The 17,847-nt window shown below is 62.0% G+C and carries 15 protein-coding genes and 1 tRNA gene; 9 read left to right on the top strand and 7 right to left on the bottom strand.

What is annotated here, in order from left to right:
- The first annotated feature begins 25 nt into the window (after positions 1–25).
- From arcC to BN1124_RS19030, 3 genes are all read left to right on the top strand, one after another.
- Entirely contained in the window at positions 26–952 is a 927-nt protein-coding gene (gene arcC, locus BN1124_RS19040; RefSeq protein ID WP_042644521.1) for a carbamate kinase, read from the top strand.
- 69 nt (positions 953–1,021) lie between these two features.
- Positions 1,022–2,026, top strand: coding sequence for an ornithine carbamoyltransferase (argF, locus tag BN1124_RS19035; RefSeq protein ID WP_042644520.1), 1,005 nt, complete (start codon positions 1,022–1,024; stop codon positions 2,024–2,026).
- Between the two features lie 121 nt (positions 2,027–2,147).
- Positions 2,148–3,554 carry a YfcC family protein gene (locus BN1124_RS19030; protein ID WP_042644518.1) on the top strand — a complete coding sequence of 469 codons (1,407 nt, stop codon included), beginning with the start codon at positions 2,148–2,150 and terminating at the stop codon, positions 3,552–3,554.
- 196 nt (positions 3,555–3,750) lie between these two features.
- Here BN1124_RS19030 and BN1124_RS19025 read toward each other — a convergent pair whose 3' ends face one another.
- From BN1124_RS19025 to BN1124_RS19010, 4 genes are all read right to left on the bottom strand, one after another.
- A complete protein-coding gene (locus BN1124_RS19025; protein WP_033128966.1) occupies positions 3,751–4,242 on the bottom strand; it encodes an arginine repressor in 492 nt (163 codons plus the stop codon).
- Positions 4,243–4,443: 201 nt separating this feature from the next.
- Positions 4,444–4,908, bottom strand: a complete 465-nt coding sequence (gene pyrI / locus BN1124_RS19020) for an aspartate carbamoyltransferase regulatory subunit (RefSeq protein ID WP_042644516.1) — start codon at positions 4,906–4,908, stop codon at positions 4,444–4,446.
- A gap of 16 nt (positions 4,909–4,924) precedes the next feature.
- Positions 4,925–5,845, bottom strand: a complete 921-nt coding sequence (gene pyrB / locus BN1124_RS19015) for an aspartate carbamoyltransferase (RefSeq protein WP_042644514.1) — start codon at positions 5,843–5,845, stop codon at positions 4,925–4,927.
- A gap of 274 nt (positions 5,846–6,119) precedes the next feature.
- The gene (locus tag BN1124_RS19010) at positions 6,120–6,662 is read right to left on the bottom strand and encodes a hypothetical protein (protein ID WP_042644512.1); all 543 of its coding nucleotides are present in this window, start codon (positions 6,660–6,662) and stop codon (positions 6,120–6,122) included.
- Positions 6,663–6,863: 201 nt separating this feature from the next.
- Here BN1124_RS19010 and BN1124_RS19005 point away from each other — a divergent pair.
- Positions 6,864–6,940: transfer RNA gene (locus BN1124_RS19005), tRNA-Trp, on the top strand.
- 293 nt (positions 6,941–7,233) lie between these two features.
- On the top strand, positions 7,234–8,604 hold the full coding sequence (locus BN1124_RS19000; RefSeq protein ID WP_042644510.1) for a phosphatidylserine decarboxylase family protein: 1,371 nt from the start codon (positions 7,234–7,236) through the stop codon (positions 8,602–8,604).
- Between the two features lie 47 nt (positions 8,605–8,651).
- Here BN1124_RS19000 and BN1124_RS18995 read toward each other — a convergent pair whose 3' ends face one another.
- The gene (locus BN1124_RS18995; RefSeq protein WP_042644508.1) at positions 8,652–9,176 is read right to left on the bottom strand and encodes a class IV adenylate cyclase; all 525 of its coding nucleotides are present in this window, start codon (positions 9,174–9,176) and stop codon (positions 8,652–8,654) included.
- A 235-nt stretch (positions 9,177–9,411) separates the two neighbouring features.
- Here BN1124_RS18995 and BN1124_RS18990 point away from each other — a divergent pair, with 235 nt between their 5' ends.
- Complete coding sequence (locus BN1124_RS18990; RefSeq protein WP_042644506.1) at positions 9,412–11,301, top strand: methyl-accepting chemotaxis protein; 1,890 nt, start codon at positions 9,412–9,414, stop codon at positions 11,299–11,301.
- A 59-nt stretch (positions 11,302–11,360) separates the two neighbouring features.
- Here the strand turns inward: BN1124_RS18990 and BN1124_RS18985 are convergent, their stop codons facing one another.
- Together BN1124_RS18985 and BN1124_RS18980 are read right to left on the bottom strand one after the other, a co-directional pair.
- Positions 11,361–11,867 carry a lipocalin family protein gene (locus BN1124_RS18985; RefSeq protein WP_042644504.1) on the bottom strand — a complete coding sequence of 169 codons (507 nt, stop codon included), beginning with the start codon at positions 11,865–11,867 and terminating at the stop codon, positions 11,361–11,363.
- A 4-nt stretch (positions 11,868–11,871) separates the two neighbouring features.
- Positions 11,872–12,774 (bottom strand): AraC family transcriptional regulator, encoded by a 903-nt coding sequence (locus BN1124_RS18980; RefSeq protein ID WP_042644502.1) that lies wholly within the window; start codon positions 12,772–12,774, stop codon positions 11,872–11,874.
- A 142-nt stretch (positions 12,775–12,916) separates the two neighbouring features.
- On the opposite strand from BN1124_RS18980, the gene yqhD reads away from it, so the two are divergent.
- The 3 genes from yqhD (at position 12,917) to pntB (ending at position 17,609) form a co-directional block, all read left to right on the top strand.
- On the top strand, positions 12,917–14,080 hold the full coding sequence (gene yqhD, locus BN1124_RS18975; protein WP_042644500.1) for an alcohol dehydrogenase: 1,164 nt from the start codon (positions 12,917–12,919) through the stop codon (positions 14,078–14,080).
- A 506-nt stretch (positions 14,081–14,586) separates the two neighbouring features.
- Positions 14,587–16,113, top strand: coding sequence for a Re/Si-specific NAD(P)(+) transhydrogenase subunit alpha (locus BN1124_RS18970; protein WP_033132136.1), 1,527 nt, complete (start codon positions 14,587–14,589; stop codon positions 16,111–16,113).
- Positions 16,114–16,124: 11 nt separating this feature from the next.
- Entirely contained in the window at positions 16,125–17,609 is a 1,485-nt protein-coding gene (pntB, locus tag BN1124_RS18965) for a Re/Si-specific NAD(P)(+) transhydrogenase subunit beta (RefSeq protein ID WP_042644498.1), read from the top strand.
- Positions 17,610–17,847 lie beyond the last annotated feature (238 nt).

The raw sequence follows: 17,847 nt of genomic DNA, 5'->3' as shown, positions 1-17,847 counted from the left end.
ACCCCAAGATTCGAGAGTAACACTCATGAAAAAACCAACTGTCGTCGTCGCCCTGGGTGGCAATGCCCTGCTCCGTCGCGGCGAGCCGCTTGAAGCTGACATTCAGCGCAAGAACATCGCCACCGCCGCCAAGACCATCGCCCGCATCGCCGAGGATTACAACGTGGTGCTGGTGCACGGCAACGGCCCGCAAGTCGGACTGCTGGCTCTGCAAAACAGCGCCTACACCAAGGTCGCTCCCTATCCCCTGGATGTGCTGGGCGCCGAGTCCCAAGGCATGATCGGCTACATGCTGATCCAGGAACTGAAGAACCTGATGCCGAGCCGCAACGTCACCGCGCTGCTGACCCAGGTACAGGTTGATCCCAAGGATCCCGCCTTCGCCAACCCGACCAAGTTCATCGGTCCCGTCTACGAAGAGACCGAAGCCCGCGCCCTGGCTGCCGAGAAGCAGTGGAGCGTCAAGGCCGACGGCAAGTTCTTCCGCCGTGTGGTGCCGTCCCCGCTGCCCCAACGCATCGTCGAAGGCGATGCCATCGAAACCCTGATCGCCCAGGGTCACCTCATCATCTGTACCGGTGGTGGTGGCATTCCGGTGACCTGGGATGGCCAGCGCCTGACCGGCATCGAAGCCGTCATCGACAAGGACATGTCTGCCGCCTACCTGGCCAAGCAGATCAAGGCCGACGCCCTGCTGATCCTGACCGACGCCGACGCCGTCTACCTGGATTGGGGCAAGCCGACCCAGCATCCGCTGCGGGTGACCAGCCCGGCCGAACTGGCGGGCGTCAAGTTCGATGCAGGCTCCATGGGGCCCAAGGTCGAAGCGTCCTGTGAATTCGTCAAGGCGACCGGCGGCATGGTCGGGATCGGCTCCCTGGAAGATGGTCTGGCCATCCTCAGAGGCGAAGCCGGCACCAATATCGTCGCCACCCATACCGTGAATGCTTGAGTCGTTGAATAACTGCGTAGTTAACAACACTGCCCAAATTGGTCTGAACAAATATAGAGAGAACTCATCATGGCTTTTAATCTGCGTAACCGTAACTTCCTGAAACTGCTGGACTTCACCCCGCGCGAAATCCAATACATGATCGACTTGGCCATCGACCTGAAGAAGGCCAAATACGGTGGCTATGAGCGTAAGCATCTAAGCGGAAAAAATATTGCCCTGATCTTCGAGAAGACCTCCACCCGCACCCGTTGTGCGTTTGAAGTGGCGGCCTTCGACCAGGGTGCCCAGGTCTCCTACCTCGGCCCAAGCGGTTCCCAGATCGGTCACAAGGAGTCCATGAAGGACACCGCTCGTGTACTGGGCCGCATGTATGACGGCATCGAATACCGTGGCTATGGCCAGGAAATCGTGGAAGAGCTGGGTGCCTACGCCGGCGTCCCGGTCTGGAACGGCCTGACCAACGAATTCCACCCGACCCAGATCCTGGCCGACTTCATGACCATGCTGGAGCACGGCAAGGGCAAGCGCCTGGATCAGATCAAGTTCGCTTACCTGGGTGATGCCCGCAACAACATGGGTAACTCCCTGATGGTCGGTGCCGCCAAGATGGGCATGGACATCCGCCTGGTTGCTCCCAAGGCCTTCTGGCCGGAAGAAGAGCTGGTTGCCAAGTGCCGTCAGATCGCCGAAGAAACCGGCGCGCGCATTCACCTGACCGAAGACGTGAAAGAGGGTGTGCTGGGTACCGACTTCCTCTACACCGACGTCTGGGTTTCCATGGGTGAAGCGAAAGAAGCCTGGGATCAACGGGTGAAACTGATGACTCCCTATCAGATCAACATGGACGTCATCAACGCCACCAAGAACCCGGATGTGAAGTTCATGCACTGCCTGCCGGCGTTCCACAACGATGAGACCACCATGGGCAAGGAAGTGGCTGACAAATATGGCATGAAGGGTCTGGAAGTGACTGAGGACGTGTTCGAATCCGAGCACAGCATTGTCTTCGACGAGGCCGAAAACCGGATGCACACCATCAAGGCAGTGATGGTTGCTACGCTGGGCGACTAAGGTCGCAGTAGTGGTGCCGGGGGGTGACCCCCGGCTTTTCGACCATGTGACGGCGGCATAATACCTCTAACCCTACGACCCGCAGATACATGGATACCGCACCACAGAAGGAAGCTGGACCATGACCAAATTCAAGTTCCCGTCAGCCTACACGATATTGTTTGTGCTGATCGCCCTGGTGGCCGCCCTGAGCTGGATAGTGCCGGCCGGCAAATACGACATGGTAATGAATGAAGCCCTCGGCAAAGAAGTGCCGGTGGCAGGCACCTACAAGCTGGTAGAGGCCAATCCCCAAGGCATAGTCGACGTGCTGCTGGCACCCATCGATGGCCTCTACAACCACGATACCTATGAGGCTGGCGCCATCGACGTCTCCCTCTTCATCCTGATCATCGGCGGCTTCCTTGGCATAGTGACCAAGACTGGTGCCATCGATGCCGGTATCGAGCGCGTCACCGATCGTCTGCGTGGCCGCGAGGAGTGGATGATCCCGATCCTGATGGCGCTGTTCGCCGCAGGGGGCACCATCTACGGCATGGCGGAAGAGTCCCTGCCGTTCTACACCCTGCTGGTGCCGGTGATGATGGCCGCCCGCTTCGACCCGGTCGTGGCAGCCGCAACCGTCTTGCTCGGCGCCGGTATCGGTACTCTGGGCTCCACCATCAACCCGTTCGCGACCGTGATTGCCGCCAACGCGGCCGGCATCTCCTTCACCGACGGCATCTGGCTGCGGGTCGCCATGCTGGTGGCCGGCTGGCTGCTGTGTGTGGCCTATGTGATGCGTTACGCCAAGATGGTGCGCAATGACCCCAGCAAGTCCCTGGTGGCCGACAAGTGGGACGAGAACCGTGCCCACTTCCTCGGCAACAAGAGTGACGAGATGTTGGAGTTCACTCTGACTCGCAAAATCGTGCTGGGTATCTTCGTCGCCGCCTTCGCCGTGATGATCTACGGTGTGGCCGTACTCGGCTGGTGGATGGCGCAGATCTCCGGCGTCTTCCTGGCCGCCGCCATCATCGTCGGCCTCATCTCCCGCATGAGCGAGGAGGAGCTGACCTCCAACTTCATCGACGGTGCCCGTGACCTGCTCGGCGTGGCCCTCATCATAGGTATCGCTCGCGGTATAGTCGTGGTGATGGACAACGGCATGATCACCCACACCATCTTGAACAGCGCGGAAGGGATCGTCACCGGCCTCTCCACAGTAGTGTTCATCAACGTGATGTTCGTGCTGGAAGTGGTGCTCTCCTTCCTGGTGCCGTCCTCCTCCGGTCTGGCGGTGTTGACCATGCCGATCATGGCGCCGCTGGCCGACTTCGCCAACGTGGGTCGCGAGCTGGTGGTCACCGCCTACCAGTCTGCCTCCGGCCTGGTGAACCTGGTGACCCCGACCTCCGCCGTGGTCATGGGTGGCCTGGCCATCGCCAAGGTGCCCTATGTGCGCTGGCTGAAGTGGGTGGCGCCGCTGCTCGGCATCCTGACCGTGCTGATCGTGGTCTGCCTGAGCCTGGGGGCCATGCTGTCCTAAGCCCTTGCCCTTGTGATGAAACGGGAGCCGCTGGCTCCCGTTTTTTATTGAGCTAACGAAGCGGTAGAGCCCGTGGGAGAGGGGGCAGGGATGGCTCGCAGGTCCGCGACGGCAGCAGGAAGATACGACAGAAAGAGCAAGATACTGAGATGAAAGAGGCGACCCCGGGGTCGCCTCTTGTATTCAGGGAGAAAGATCAGCGCGCCTGGGCCAGGGTGCGCACCACGGCGGCGTGGGCCTGACGGGTGCGGCTGATGTGGCGCGGGGCGACCAGCACCACGTCGTTGCCGGCCACGGCTCCCAGGATCTCGGGGTCGGCGTTGCGATCCAGCAGGCGGGCCACCACAGTCGCGGCGCCCGGGGTGGTGTGCACAAGCACCATCTGCTGGTTATGGACCACGCCGCGCACCATGTCGTGGACGGAGCGGGTGCTGCCGGCGGGCTCCAGCTGGTCGTCCACCAGGGTGTAGACCTTCTTGCCGTTGGCATTCTGGGCCTTGGCCACGCCGAGGCGGCGCAGCAGGCGGGAGATGGTGGACTGACTGATGTCGGCAAAACCCCGCACCGTCAGCTCGCGGCGGATCTCTTCCTGGGTGCTGTAACAGTGCTGACCGATGATCTGGCGGCAGGCATCGAGCTGGGCCAGGTCGGACTCTTGTTCAACGGGGCGACTGAGGGTCTTGACCACGGAAATGTCCTTTGATGATAACCAATGGCTATCGCTCTTAAATCTGCCACTCATGTCTTTGACAGTAAAAAATTCTAATGGTGAGGCGTGAGGCAGGTGATGAGCGATGTATAGCCGTTATGAGATGGCAAATTATAACCAAAGGAGGAATAAGTGATGTGACAGGGGTCAAAATTGGGCCCTGTCGGGCCCAATCGAATATCAGTAACGTTCGCTGACGATGTCCTGGGTGAAGGACTTCTCGCAGTATTTGCACTTCATGCGCACCACACCCTTCACCTCGCGCACCCGGAAGTAGCTGTCCACCGGCTCGTTGTGGGAGATGCAGTTGGAGTTGGGGCAGTGGAACACCCCGGCGATGAACTCCGGCAGCGCCAGCTGGTGTTTCTTCACCACCACGAAGTCTTCGATGATGTTGACGGTCGCCTTGGGGGCGAACAGCGCGAGCTGGTTCGCCTGCTGCTCGGTCAGGCGGGTGTTCTCGATCTTGATGAGGTCCTTCTTGCCCAGCGCGCCGGATTTCAGGTTGAAACCGACGGTGATGCGCTCCTGGGTCTCGATCAGCTGGAACAGCTTGAGGATCTTGATGCCCTGGCCGGCGGGGACGTGGTCGATGACGGAGCCGTGACGGATGGCTTCGACTTGCAGTTGGTTCTTGTCGGACATGATGTTCCCCTTTCCCTTAGACGTTTTCGTTCAGTACCAGTGCCAGCAGAGCCTGGCGTGCATAGACCCCGTTCTCCGCCTGCTGGAAGTAGTAGGCGTGCGGGGTCTTGTCGACCGCCACCTCGATCTCGTCGACGCGGGGCAGGGGATGCAGGATCTTCATGGTCGGCTTGGCCCCTTCCAGGGTGCTCAGCTCCAGCACGAACTTGGCGGCCATGTGTTTGTATTCGGTCTCGTCGAAGCGCTCCTTCTGTACCCGGGTCATGTAGAGCACGTCCAGCTCTGGCATCACCTCTTCCATGGTCTCGTGCACGCTGAACTGGATGCCCTTCTCTTCCAGCTCCTCGCACAGGTAGTCCGGCATCGCCAGCGCCTCGGGGGAGATGAAGAAGAAGCGGCAGTTGAACAGGCTCAGGGCCTGGGCCAGGGAGTGAACGGTGCGGCCGTACTTGAGGTCGCCGACGAAGGCGACGTTGAGGCCGTCCAGCTTGCCCTGGGTCTCGTGGATGGAGAAGAGGTCGAGCAGGGTCTGGGTCGGATGCTGGTTGGAGCCGTCACCGCCGTTGATGACAGGGACCCGGGAGAACTCGGAGGCGAGGCGGGCGGCGCCCTCTTTCGGGTGGCGCATCACCACGGCGTCCGCGTAGGAGCCGATGATCTTGATGGAGTCGGCCAGGGTCTCACCCTTCTTGGCGCTGGTGTTGCCGCCGTCGGCGAAGCCGATGATGTTGCCGCCAAGGCGTTGCACCGCGGTCTCGAACGAGAGGCGGGTACGGGTGGAGGCCTCGAAGAAGCAGCTGGCGACCAGCTTGTCCTTCAGCAGGCGGGTGTCGGGTTCGGCCTTCAACCGCTGAGCGGTGGCGACCACCAGTTCCATGTCGGACCGGGTCAGATCCGAGATGGAGATGACGTGTTTGTTATAGAGTGGATTGGTCATCGTCTGCATTCCCTGTGGCGTTGATAAGGGTTTTTCGGGCACAAAAAAAAGCCCCTGAAACAGGGGCTCTTTTTAAAAATAACTGGGGATCTGTGGGTCGGGAACCGGAAACAACGGGGCCGCTCTGGTGCGCTCCACCCGTCTGCAAGGCTGTTTTTTCCATCAAAAACTGCATCGTCCTGTCCTGATCTTTTTCAAAACCGGACAGATTATAGAGTCGCTTTTTGAATTGTCAAAAATTTATTTCAGAGGCACTTTTTCGGCAAAAAAACGTTTACCTGTCGCGAATGGGCCGACAAACCCACAGCTGGTGCCGATCCTGCAGCGGCAGCCCATCTTCGGCCATGCTGCGCAGATAACCCAGCCTGTGGTGTCCCTCCAGCAGGCAATAGGGGCGGGGCAGGGGCTGGCCGTCCGGGTAGCAATCGCCGGGGCCGGGTGCGAGCACTATGATGGGCTCGGACCAGGTGCCCTGGCTCAGCATCTTCTCCCCGAGCCAGGAACGGCGCACGTAGCGATTGTGGCGCAGCATCTCGCCCCAGCGCTCGATCACTTCCATGTGGCGGGAGTCTATCTCGGTCAGCACCCGTGTCGTGGGCCAGCTCTCGCACTCAAACTGGTGGCTGGCGAGATCGATAAAGCTCCAGTTGGACTCAAACCCGCGCCAATGGCGGTAAATCCACTGGGCCAGCACATTGGGGGGAATGGAAGGCACCCGGGGGGCGACCCGATCGAGATAGTCTGGCAGGGACTCGGTTTTGCTCTCATCCCTGAAGTTGAGCGGTGCAAGTTGTTGAAGTAAGCGGTAATTGAGCATGAGCAGCCTCCTCTTGCCTGGATCCACCCTACCCCTATTCCTGGGACTTTCCTACCCGGGCCAGGCTGTAAATACAGCAAGTTACCCCGAGTGGCTGCGTGAATTGGCGGGATCTGCTCGTCATTTGTGCAATCGCATCAAAAGTGCGAAAAAAGCCTTTACCTTTGATCCCGGCTTTGTATAATTCGCCTCGTTTGTTGCAGGGGCGTAGTTCCAATTGGTAGAACAGCGGTCTCCAAAACCGATGGTTGCGGGTTCGAGTCCTGCCGCCCCTGCCATTTTTAGAAAGGCCAGCTCATTGAGCTGGCCTTTCGCATTTCCGCTCCCCGGTTTTTTCTCCCCGAATCGCCCACCCGGTGGCTCTCTTCTGCCAGCCCTCGCTCGTTATCTCTTGTCCATCAAGGCGTTGTAGTGCTCCCTTTGCGCTAGTCGCTGCCCGGCCGTTTCACACTGTCGTTTCTGGCAATCGAGCCAGCCGCCGCCCTGTGCTAGATCACATGGGCTGTGCAGCCGCATGGCACCGGAGCGCCGACCGAGAGGAGGCGCGAAGCGAGCGTGAAGGAGATGAGTCATGAACAAGGCCGTTGAAACCCGTTTGAACAAGTCCCGCCCCGGTGGCTGGGTGCCGCAGGACCAGGTCCACATCCAGCGCTGGATTGCGCGGCTGCAGAAATACGTCGCCCAACAGCCGCGGCCACTGGTGCCGCCCATCGCCCAGCTGCGGGATCTGGTCAACGCCGATCCGGCCCTGCACGCCCAGGCCGACGCCATGTTCGAAGAGGCCTGGCGCCACGAGCACCTGACCCCCCTCGGTCAGATCGAGGTGAAGAACTTCGACGAGTTTCTGATCCTGCTCAACGGCATCATGACCACGGCCCCCGAGGCCTATCAGGACATCCCCACCCACGCCCCTTCCGGCCTCATCGGCTTCCCCATCAACGCCCTGCTGGACTGGCCCATGGCGACCCGCTCCGGCTACCTGTTCTTCGCCAATGCCTTGATCAACCAGCAATTCAAGAAGATCCTCGGCCATTGGGCGCTGTTCCTGCAGAGCCCGGCCTCCCGCTACGTGCTGACCGAGCCGGTCAGCCGGCTGGATGCAGAGACCCTGATTGTGCCCTGGCTCGGCCAGGTGGCCCAGGCCGAGATGGTGCAGGTGGCACGAGCGGCACTGGGGGAGGGAAGCAACCCGACGCCGGCCAGCTTCGAGCAGATTTTCCAGTGCGATCCGGCAGATCCCCACTATGGCTTTGGCTGCTGGGATGCCTTCTTCACCCGCACCTTCCGCCCCGGCGTGCGGCCGGTGTCGGCGCAGGGGAATGACGGTGTCATCGTCAACGCCTGCGAGTCGGCGCCGCTGCAGGTCAAGACAGGGGTGAGCCGCAGCGATCGCTTCTGGCTCAAGGGCCAGCCCTATTCCCTGGACAACATGCTCGACTTTGACGAGACCGCCTCCCAGTTCGAGGGAGGCACAGTCTATCAGGCCTTCCTCAGCGCCCTGAGCTACCACCGCTGGCACAGCCCGGTGAGCGGCACCATCCGCAAGGTCAGGGTGGTCAACGGCACCTACTACCTGGAGAACCAGTACGAGGGCTTCCTCGACGCCGACGGCGCCGATCCCAGCGCCCCCAACAACTCCCAGCCCTTCCTCACCTCGGTGGCGACCCGGGCGCTGATCTTCATCGAGGCGGACAACCCCAAGATAGGCCTGATGTGCGTGGTGCCGGTGGGCATGGCGGAGGTGTCGAGTTGCGACATCACGGTGAAGGCGGGGGACAGGGTGAAGAAGGGGGATCAGCTCGGCATGTTCCACTTCGGTGGCTCCACCCACTGCCTGCTGTTTCGCAAGGGGGTGGAGCTGGCGTTCGACTTCTATGGCCAGACCCCGAGCCTGGAGGCCACCAACTTGCGGGTCAACACCGCCCTGGCCAGGGTGAAGTAGGACCCGCCAGACATCGACAGAGGCCGCCCCAGGGCGGCCTCTTCATTTCAGCGCGGGCTCTGTTGCTGGGTCAGCAGATCCAGATAGGCGCCTTCGATCAGCTGGGATGGCGCCACCCCGAGGCGAGCCATTATTTCGTGGGCCTCCTCCATCCCCGCCTCGAGGGGCTCGTCATCCTCCAGTACCACCTCCAGTTCGAGGAAGTGGCCCAGCCCCAGCACCCGATCGAGGTGAACCCGGGTCCTGCCGACCATAAACAGGGTACGGGTCTTCTGCACCCTGCCGATCTGGCCCCAGGCCAGGCTGAGGGTCTCCCGCAGGCGGTCCGGCTCGCTCGTCGGGGTCAGATGATAGAAGCTCTCCTTGGGACCCTGCTGATCGGCGCGGCGGTAGAAGATGAGCTCGCCGGCCGAAGGGGACAGGGTGCGCAGCTTGAGGCGGCCAGCGTCGCAGCGAAAGAAGGTGTCATCCTGGGCTATCTCGACGGGCCCCCGATCGGCGATGGCGGCCACTTTGGGGAGCAGGGCATCGACCCGCGCTATGCTGGCCTTGATCTCGATATTTCGGGGCATGGGAGTCTCCTTGAGGACGATGGCCGTCCAACCTATCACGGATGTGGCCGGCCAAGGCGGCGTGGGAGGGTAGTGGCAGTCGAGGTTTCTGTCATTTTCGTGACTGGCAGCACGTCCTGTTGTCAGGAAGCGCGAAATTAATCGGATTCACTAAAGTCAGGAGGCTGTGGCGCCGATAGCCTTGGTCAGTATGGGGACTCTCATTGGCCTCCTGTCACCACAAGGATCTGTAGTCATGACACTCTCGTTGCGCGGCAAGCTGCTGGCGACCAGCCTGGGGGTAGTGCTGTTGATGGCGGCCCTGCTCGGCGTGGTCGCCTTTCACACCCTCAAGTCCCGTACCCTGGCGGCCATCCAGAGCGAGGCGCTCAACTACGGTCACGCCAACTCGGTGGCCATCGGCAACTGGATGGCGGATCGCAAACACGCGGTCGATGCCCTGGCCGCCGTGATCGCCGACAACCCGGAGGCGACCCTGGTGCCGCACCTGCTGCAGACCCGCACCTCCGGCGGCTTCGGCCTCACCTACTTCGGCTCGGCGCAGGGGGAGATGACCCGCCACGATCCCTCTCTCAACACCGCCAACTACGATCCGCGCCAGCGCCCCTGGTATCAGAATGCGGTCAAGGCGGGCAAGTTCATCGTCACCGCCCCCTACGTCAGCGTGACCATGCAGCAGCTGGTGGTGACCCTGGCGGAGCCGGTGTTGCACCAGGGCCAGGTGATCGGCACCGCCGGTGCGGATCTCTCCCTGGACGCCCTCATCGACGAGGTGTTGGCCATGAAGGTGCAGGGGGAAGGCTACGCCATGCTGCTGGATCGCTCCGGTCTCATCGTCGGCCACCCGCAGAAGGAGCTGGCCCTCAAGCAGGTGGCCGAGCTGGATCCCGGCCTCTCGGGCGCGAGCCTGGATGGCTGGAGCCGGGATGGGGAGCTGCATGCCGCCACCATAGAGGGGCGTGAGGTGCTGCTGTCGGTGCAGCAGGTGCTTGGCACCGACTGGCTGCTGGCCATGGTGATGTACAAGGACGTGCTGGAGGCGCCCTTCGCCACCCTGCTGTGGCAGCTGGTGGGGCTGACCCTGGTGTTGCTGTTGCTGTTCAGCGCCCTGCTCATCGCCACCTTCAACTACCTGTTCGCCGATCTCGGCCGGGTGTCGAAGGCGCTGGCGAATATCGCCCACGGCGAGGGGGATCTGACGGTGCAGATCGCCACCCGCAGCCGTGACGAGGTGGGCCAGCTGGCCCAGAGTTTCAACCAGTTCGTGGGCCGGCTGCACGGCATCGTCAGCCGCCTGCGGGACGTCACCGCCGAGCTGGCGGCCCAGTCCCGAGTTCAGGCGAGCGGTGCCGAGGAACGCAGCCAGCGGGTGCGCCAGCAGCAGGACGAGATCGTCATGGTGGCGACGGCGGTGACCGAGATGGCCTCCGCCACCCAGGAGATCGCCGGCAACGCCGAGTTTGCCGCCACCACCTCGGGGGAGGCGGTGAAGCTCGCCGTCGCCGGCCAGTCCCAGGTTGGCCAGAGCCAGCGCAGCATCACCGGGCTGGCCGACGAGGTAGCCGATGCGAGCCAGACAATCCACGAGCTGGATACCCATGCCCAGAAGATCAGCGGCATCCTGGCCACCATCAGCGGCATCGCCGAGCAGACCAACTTGCTGGCGCTCAACGCCGCCATCGAGGCGGCCCGGGCCGGGGAGCAGGGGCGCGGCTTCGCCGTGGTGGCGGACGAGGTGCGGGTGCTGTCGCGCCGCACCCACGACTCCACCGCCGAGATCCAGCAGATGATCGAGACCCTGCAGCAGACCACCCGACGCGCCGTCAACGGCATGGAGAGCAGCCGTCAGCTGGCGGGTACCAGCGTGGAGGATGCCCAGGCGGCAAACCTGAGCCTAGGCCAGATCAACGAGGCCATCGGCGCCATCAGCGACATGGCGACCCAGATAGCGGCGGCGGCGGAGGAGCAGACCTCGGTCACCGGCGAGATCAGCCGCAACACCGAGAACATCCGCCACGTCTCCCAGGCGCTGGCGGAGCAGGCGCGGGAGGAGGCGAGCCAGGCCGCTACCCTCAAGGGGTTGACCGAGCGACTGGAGCAGGAGATTGGGCGTTTCAGGCTCTGATCCGCTACGCATAAAGACAGGGCCGCCCGCGGGCTGCCCTTTTGCATTCCTGTGGAGACTCAGGGGGTCTGCTTTACCCAGATCAGGCGGTCGGTGGCAAAGCCCAGCGCCTTCGCCTTGGCCACCAGGGCATCCACCCTGGCTTTGGGCGGATTGGGGGAGCGGGAGAGGATCCACAGATAGTCGTGGTTGTAGCTGGTCACCAGAGAGAGCCGGTAGTCGGGGTCGATGACGTTGTAGCCGCCGTAGAAGGGGCCGAAGAAGCTCACCTTGAGCCGCGCCTCGTCCGGCTTGTCGACGAAGTAGGCCTTGCCTTCGGCCTCGCGCCAGCTGCCATCGCTCTGTTTGCCGCGATTGATTACCCTGACACCGCCATCGCCTCGCAGGCTGTAGCTGGCACTGACCTCTTCCAGTCCCCGCTCGAAACTGTGATCCAGACGGGCTATCTCGTACCAGGTGCCGAGGTAGCGATCGAGCTGGAAGCCGGTGACGGGGCGGATGCCGTCGGCGAGGCCGGTACAGGCCGTCAGCAGCAGGGCGCCGAGCAGGCAAAGCAGTGAACGCATAGGTTTAGCCTTCCATGATGCTGAGCTGACCATCCCGGAAGCGGGAGGCCTGATCCGTGGGGGTGCTGCCGAAGAAGCGCTTGTACTCCCGGCTGAACTGGGAGCCGCTCTCGTAACCGACCCGCGCCGCCGCCGTGCCGGCCTTGATGCCGTCGTGCAGCATCATCATGCGCGCCTTGTGCAGGCGAAACGACTTGATGTACTGCAGCGGCGAGGTGGCGGTGACCGCCTTGAAGTGGTGATGGAAGGCGGACACGCTCATGTTCACCTCCCGCGCCAGCTCCTCCATGGTCAGGCTGTCCGCATAGCGCTGCTCGATGAGGCGCAGCACCCGGGCAATCTGCCCCATGTGGTTGTGGCGGTTGGCGAGCGCCTGCAGCGCCGGCCCGCCCCCCTCATGGAGGGCGTAGAACAGCATCTCCCGCACCGTCTGCGGCCCCAGCACCCGGGCGTGCTGTGGCTTGTCCATCAGATCGATGAGCCGCTCGGCGGCGCAGAACATCTCCTCGGAGAGAGGCACCGAATGCACCCCGCTCTTCTGGGGTGGCGGCGCGGGCAGGCTGTCCCCCAGCTCCAGCAGCAGCTCCTGCAGGGTGGCGACGTTGATCTCCAGAGTGAAGCCGATGAGGGGCTGCTCGGGGGAGGCGAAGCACTCGCACTCGCACGGCAGCGGCAGCGTCATCAGCAGGTAGTGGCTGGGATCGTAGCGAAACACCTGATCCGCCAGGTAGCCCACCTTGTGGCCCTGCAATATCACTATCATCCGCGGCTGATAGAGTACCGGGGTGCGGCCGTGATACTCGGTGGTGTAGATGAGGCTCACCTGCTCCACCGGGGAGGCAGTGATGCCGGGCTCGCGCACGTGGCGGGTCAGCCTGGCGGCGAGTTCGGTGTAGCGGTTGGACATGGTCGCTCCGAGTGACATTCAATAGTTTGTAGAAATAGGCAAGCAATGTGCAGAATGTTGCCTTGATGGTAGAGGTTGTCTGTAGAAAAATGCAATCAACATTTTGCGGCCCGGCCGCCCCGTCATCATGAAGGTAATAGCGATGCACAATTTCACTCTGCACACCCCGACCAAGGTGCTGTTCGGCAAGGGCCAGGTAGCCCAGCTGCGTGAACAGCTTCCCAGCGACGCCCGCATCCTGATCACCTACGGTGGTGGCAGCGTGGTGCGCAGCGGCCTGCTGGCCCAGATCCGCAGCGAGTTGGCGGGCATGAGCCTGTTCGAATTCGGCGGCATAGAGCCGAACCCCACCTATGAAACCCTGATGGGCGCCGTCGAGCTGGCCCGCGCCGAGAAGGTCGACTTCCTGCTCGCCGTCGGCGGTGGTTCCGTGCTGGATGGCACCAAGTTCATCGCCGCCGCCGCCCACTACGATCTGGCCAAGGATCCCTGGCACATCCTCGAGACCGTTGGCGGTGAAGTGGCCTCCGCCATTCCCCTCGGCGCCGTGCTGACCCTGCCGGCCACCGGCTCCGAGATGAACATGGGCGCCGTCATCACCCGCAAGAGCAGCGGCGACAAGCAGCACTTCTTCTCCCCCTTTGTGATGCCGCGCTTCGCCGTGCTGGATCCGGTGCTCACCTACACCTTGCCGGCCCGTCAGGTGGCGAACGGTGTGGTGGATGCCTTCATCCACACCCTGGAGCAGTACCTCACCTACCCGGTCAACGCCAAGGTGCAGGATCGCTTCGCCGAAGGCCTGCTGCTGACCTTGGCCGAAGAGGGCCCCAAGGCGCTGGTGGAGCCTGAAAATTACGATGTGCGCGCCAACATCATGTGGAGCGCCACCCTGGCGCTGAACGGCCTGATCGGCGCCGGTGTGCCGCAGGACTGGGCAACCCACATGCTGGGCCACGAGCTCACCGCCCTGCACGGTCTCGACCATGCCCAGACCCTGGCGGTGGTGTTGCCGGCCCTACTGCAGGCCAAGCGTGAGCAGAAGCGCGCCAAGCTGCTGCAATACGCCGAGCGGGTGTGGGATCTGCGCAGCGGCAGCGAGGAAGAGCGCATCGACGGCGCCATCGCCGCCACCCGCGACTTCTTCGAGCGGATGGGCGTCAAGACCCGGCTGCGGGACTACGGCCTGGCCGATGCCAACATAGATACCCTGGTGGCCAAGCTGGCGGAGCACGGCATGACCAGCCTGGGCGAGCACGGCGACATCGATCTGGTGCAGAGCCGGCATATTTATGAGGCGGCCTGGTAAGGCGTCAGACGCGACACCCGGTGCCAGCCGGGTGTGAATGAAGGGGGCCTGACCTGCCGCTTGGCAGGGACCTGGCCTCCTGTCCGTTACAAAACAGTTACTTTTCCCCCTTTCATCTCATCCGATGTGCCAATGGCAGATTTCGTAAGAACAAAAAACGCTAAGATAGAGGGCCGGCAAAACATTTTTTTTGACTGGTTGGATCACTTTTTTCAGCGTATTTTGCTGGTATAAGTCGTTAATTTAGTTTGTTTTTTTAAACCATGGGCCAAGATGGGCTGAATTCTGTACTCGTGGTGCGGGGGGCGTGGTTGTAATAAAACTCCAAAATTTGATACTAATCACCTTCGCGCCTGAAAAGCGGGGGCCTGGCCATGACAGGAGGTTGAGGTAAAGCCTGCTGATTTTCATAACAAAGGGCCCGTGACCTGCACTTTGGTCATGCCTTGTCGGCTCAGACATGAGAGACTGGGTAATGATTGTTTATTAACCATCAGGGAATAGTCATGCAGATTGGAATACCGAGAGAGAGTCTCGCCGGTGAGACCCGGGTCGCAGCGACCCCGGCCACCGTCGAGCAGCTGAGAAAGCTCGGCTTCGAGGTCGCCATCGAGGCCGGTGCCGGCTTGTTGGCCAGCTTTGATGATGCCGCCTTCGAGGCCGCCGGTGCCAACGTGGTGCCGAGCGTCTGGCAAGCCGACCTTATCTTCAAGGTCAACGCGCCGACCGATGCCGAGATCGCACAAATTAAGGATGGTGCTACTCTGGTGAGCTTCATCTGGCCCGCCCAGAATCCCGAGCTGGTCAAGAAACTGTCCGAGCGCAACATCAATGTGATGGCGATGGACATGGTGCCGCGGATCTCCCGTGCCCAGTCTCTCGACGCCCTCTCCTCCATGGCGAACATCGGTGGCTATCGCGCCGTGGTCGAAGCCGCCCACCAGTTCGGTCGCTTCTTTACCGGTCAGATCACCGCCGCTGGCAAGGTTCCCCCTGCCAAGGTATTGGTGATCGGTGCCGGCGTCGCCGGCCTGGCCGCCATCGGTACCGCCGGTTCCTTGGGCGCCATAGTGCGTGCCTTCGATACCCGTCTGGAAGTGGCCGAGCAGATCGAATCCATGGGGGGTGAATTCCTCAAGCTGGACTTCGGCAGCGAAGATGGCGCCTCCAGTGATGGTTATGCCAAGGTCATGTCCGATGAGTTCATCGCGGCCGAGATGGCGCTGTTCGCCCAGCAGGCCAAGGAAGTGGACATCATCATCACCACCGCCCTGATCCCCGGTCGTCCCGCTCCCAAGCTGATCACCAAAGAGATGGTGGACAGCATGAAGCCGGGTTCGGTCATCGTGGACCTGGCGGCGGCCACCGGCGGCAACTGCGAATACACAGTGCCGACCGAGCTGTTCGTGACGCCCAATGGCGTCAAGGTGATAGGTTACACCGACCTGCCGGGTCGCCTGCCTGCCCAATCCTCCCAGCTCTACGGTACCAACCTGGTCAACCTGATGAAGCTGATGTGCAAGGAGAAGGACGGCCAGGTCGCCATCGACTTCGAGGACGTGGTCCAGCGCAACATGACGGTGATCCAGGCCGGTGACGTGACCTTCCCGCCGCCCCCCATCGCCGTCTCCGCCGCACCACAGAAGCCGGCCGCCAAGCCTGCCGCCGTGAAGAAGGAAGAGGCCAAGCCCTCCAACAAGAAGTTCGTGTTCGGTGCCCTCGGCATCGCCGCCTTCGGTTGGGTGGCTGCGGTGGCGCCTGCCGAGTTCCTGTCCCACTTCACCGTCTTCATTCTGTCTTGTGTGGTCGGTTACTACGTGGTGTGGAACGTGTCTCACTCCCTGCACACGCCGCTGATGTCGGTCACCAATGCCATCTCCGGCATTATCGTGGTCGGTGCGCTGCTGCAGATAGGGCAAGGGTCGACCCTGGTCACCGTGTTGGCCTTTATCGCCGTGCTGATTGCCAGTATCAACATCTTCGGTGGCTTCACCGTCACTCAGCGCATGCTGAAGATGTTCCGTAAGGATTAAGGGGGTTTAACGTGTCTCAAGGACTGGTAACAGCATCCTATATCGTTGCCGCCGTGCTCTTCATCCTCAGTCTCGCGGGACTGTCGAAGCAAGAAACGGCCAAACATGGCAACCTGTTCGGTATCGCGGGGATGGCCATCGCCCTGCTCGCGACCGTGTTCAATCCGGAAACCAGTGGTGTGCACTGGATCATCCTGGCCATGGTCATCGGCGGCGCCATCGGCGTGCGGCTGGCACTCAAGGTCGAGATGACAGAGATGCCCGAGCTGGTAGCCGTGCTGCACAGCTTCGTGGGCATGGCGGCGGTGCTGGTGGGCTTCAACAGCTTCATCGATCTGCACCCCTCCGCTCCGGCTGAAGTCGTGGTCTCCGTCGGTTCCAACCTGGATGCGACCCTGGCCGCGGCCCGGGCGGCGTTCGAGCAGGCGGCCAGCGTGGTCCAGGTCGAGCACCTGACCGGCGCCATGTTGAACATCCACCTGGTGGAAGTGTTCCTCGGCGTCTTCATCGGTGCCGTGACCTTCACCGGCTCCATCGTTGCGTTCGGCAAACTGCGTGGCCTGATCTCTTCCAAGCCGCTGCAACTGCCCCATCGCCACAAGCTGAACCTGCTGGCCGTGGTGGTCTCCCTCGCGCTGATGATCCACTTCGTCAACGCCGGTGGCTCCACCTTCGCACTGCTGCTGATGACCCTGATCGCCTTCGCGTTCGGCTGGCATCTGGTCGCCTCCATCGGTGGCGCAGACATGCCGGTGGTGGTCTCCATGCTGAACTCCTACTCCGGTTGGGCGGCGGCAGCGGCGGGCTTCATGCTCTCCAACGACCTGCTGATCGTGGTCGGTGCCCTGGTGGGTTCCTCCGGTGCGATTCTGTCTTACATCATGTGCAAGGCGATGAACCGCTCCTTCATCTCGGTGATCGCCGGTGGCTTCGGCTCCGACGGTGTGGCCTCCACGGCTGACCAGGAGATGGGCGAATACCGCGAGACCAACGCCGAAGACGTGGCTGACATGCTGAAAAATGCCAGCTCCGTCATCATCACCCCGGGCTACGGCATGGCGGTGGCACAGGCGCAGTATCCGGTGGCCGAGATCACCCACAAGCTGCGCGAGCGCGGCGTCAAGGTGCGCTTCGGCATCCACCCGGTGGCCGGTCGTCTGCCTGGTCACATGAACGTGCTGCTGGCGGAAGCCAAGGTCCCCTACGATATCGTGCTGGAAATGGACGAGATCAACGAGGACTTCAACGACACCGACGTGGTGCTGGTGATCGGTGCCAACGACACCGTCAACCCGGCCGCCATGGAAGATCCGGGTAGCCCCATCGCCGGCATGCCGGTGCTGGAAGTGTGGAAGGCGCAGAACGTCATCGGCTTCAAGCGCTCCATGAACACTGGCTACGCCGGTGTGCAGAACCCGCTGTTCTTCAAGGAGAACACCCAGATGCTGTTTGGCGATGCCAAGGCCAGCGTCGAGGCGATCCTCAAGGCGCTGTAAGCGGCAGAGGGTCTGACAAGAGGAGGCTTCGGCCTCCTTTTTTATTGCCCGTTTTTTATCATCTGCGCCAAGGCATTGATGGAAAAGGCATAGATCCCCGTTGGCGAGCCCGGTCCCCGGCGTCTGGCCGTGATCGGGATCGCAATCCGGTGACGTTGCCCCTGCTGGAAGGCATAATGACGACAAAAGGTGAACAGGTTCAATTTTATTTGATTAATTTGTTTTTATGATCAACTAA

Source organism: Aeromonas eucrenophila, from assembly GCF_000819865.1.
Classification (GTDB): Bacteria; Pseudomonadota; Gammaproteobacteria; order Enterobacterales; family Aeromonadaceae; genus Aeromonas; species Aeromonas eucrenophila.
The sequence above is the reverse complement of the archived record's forward strand: the minus strand, read 5'-3'. Positions and strand labels throughout refer to the sequence as shown.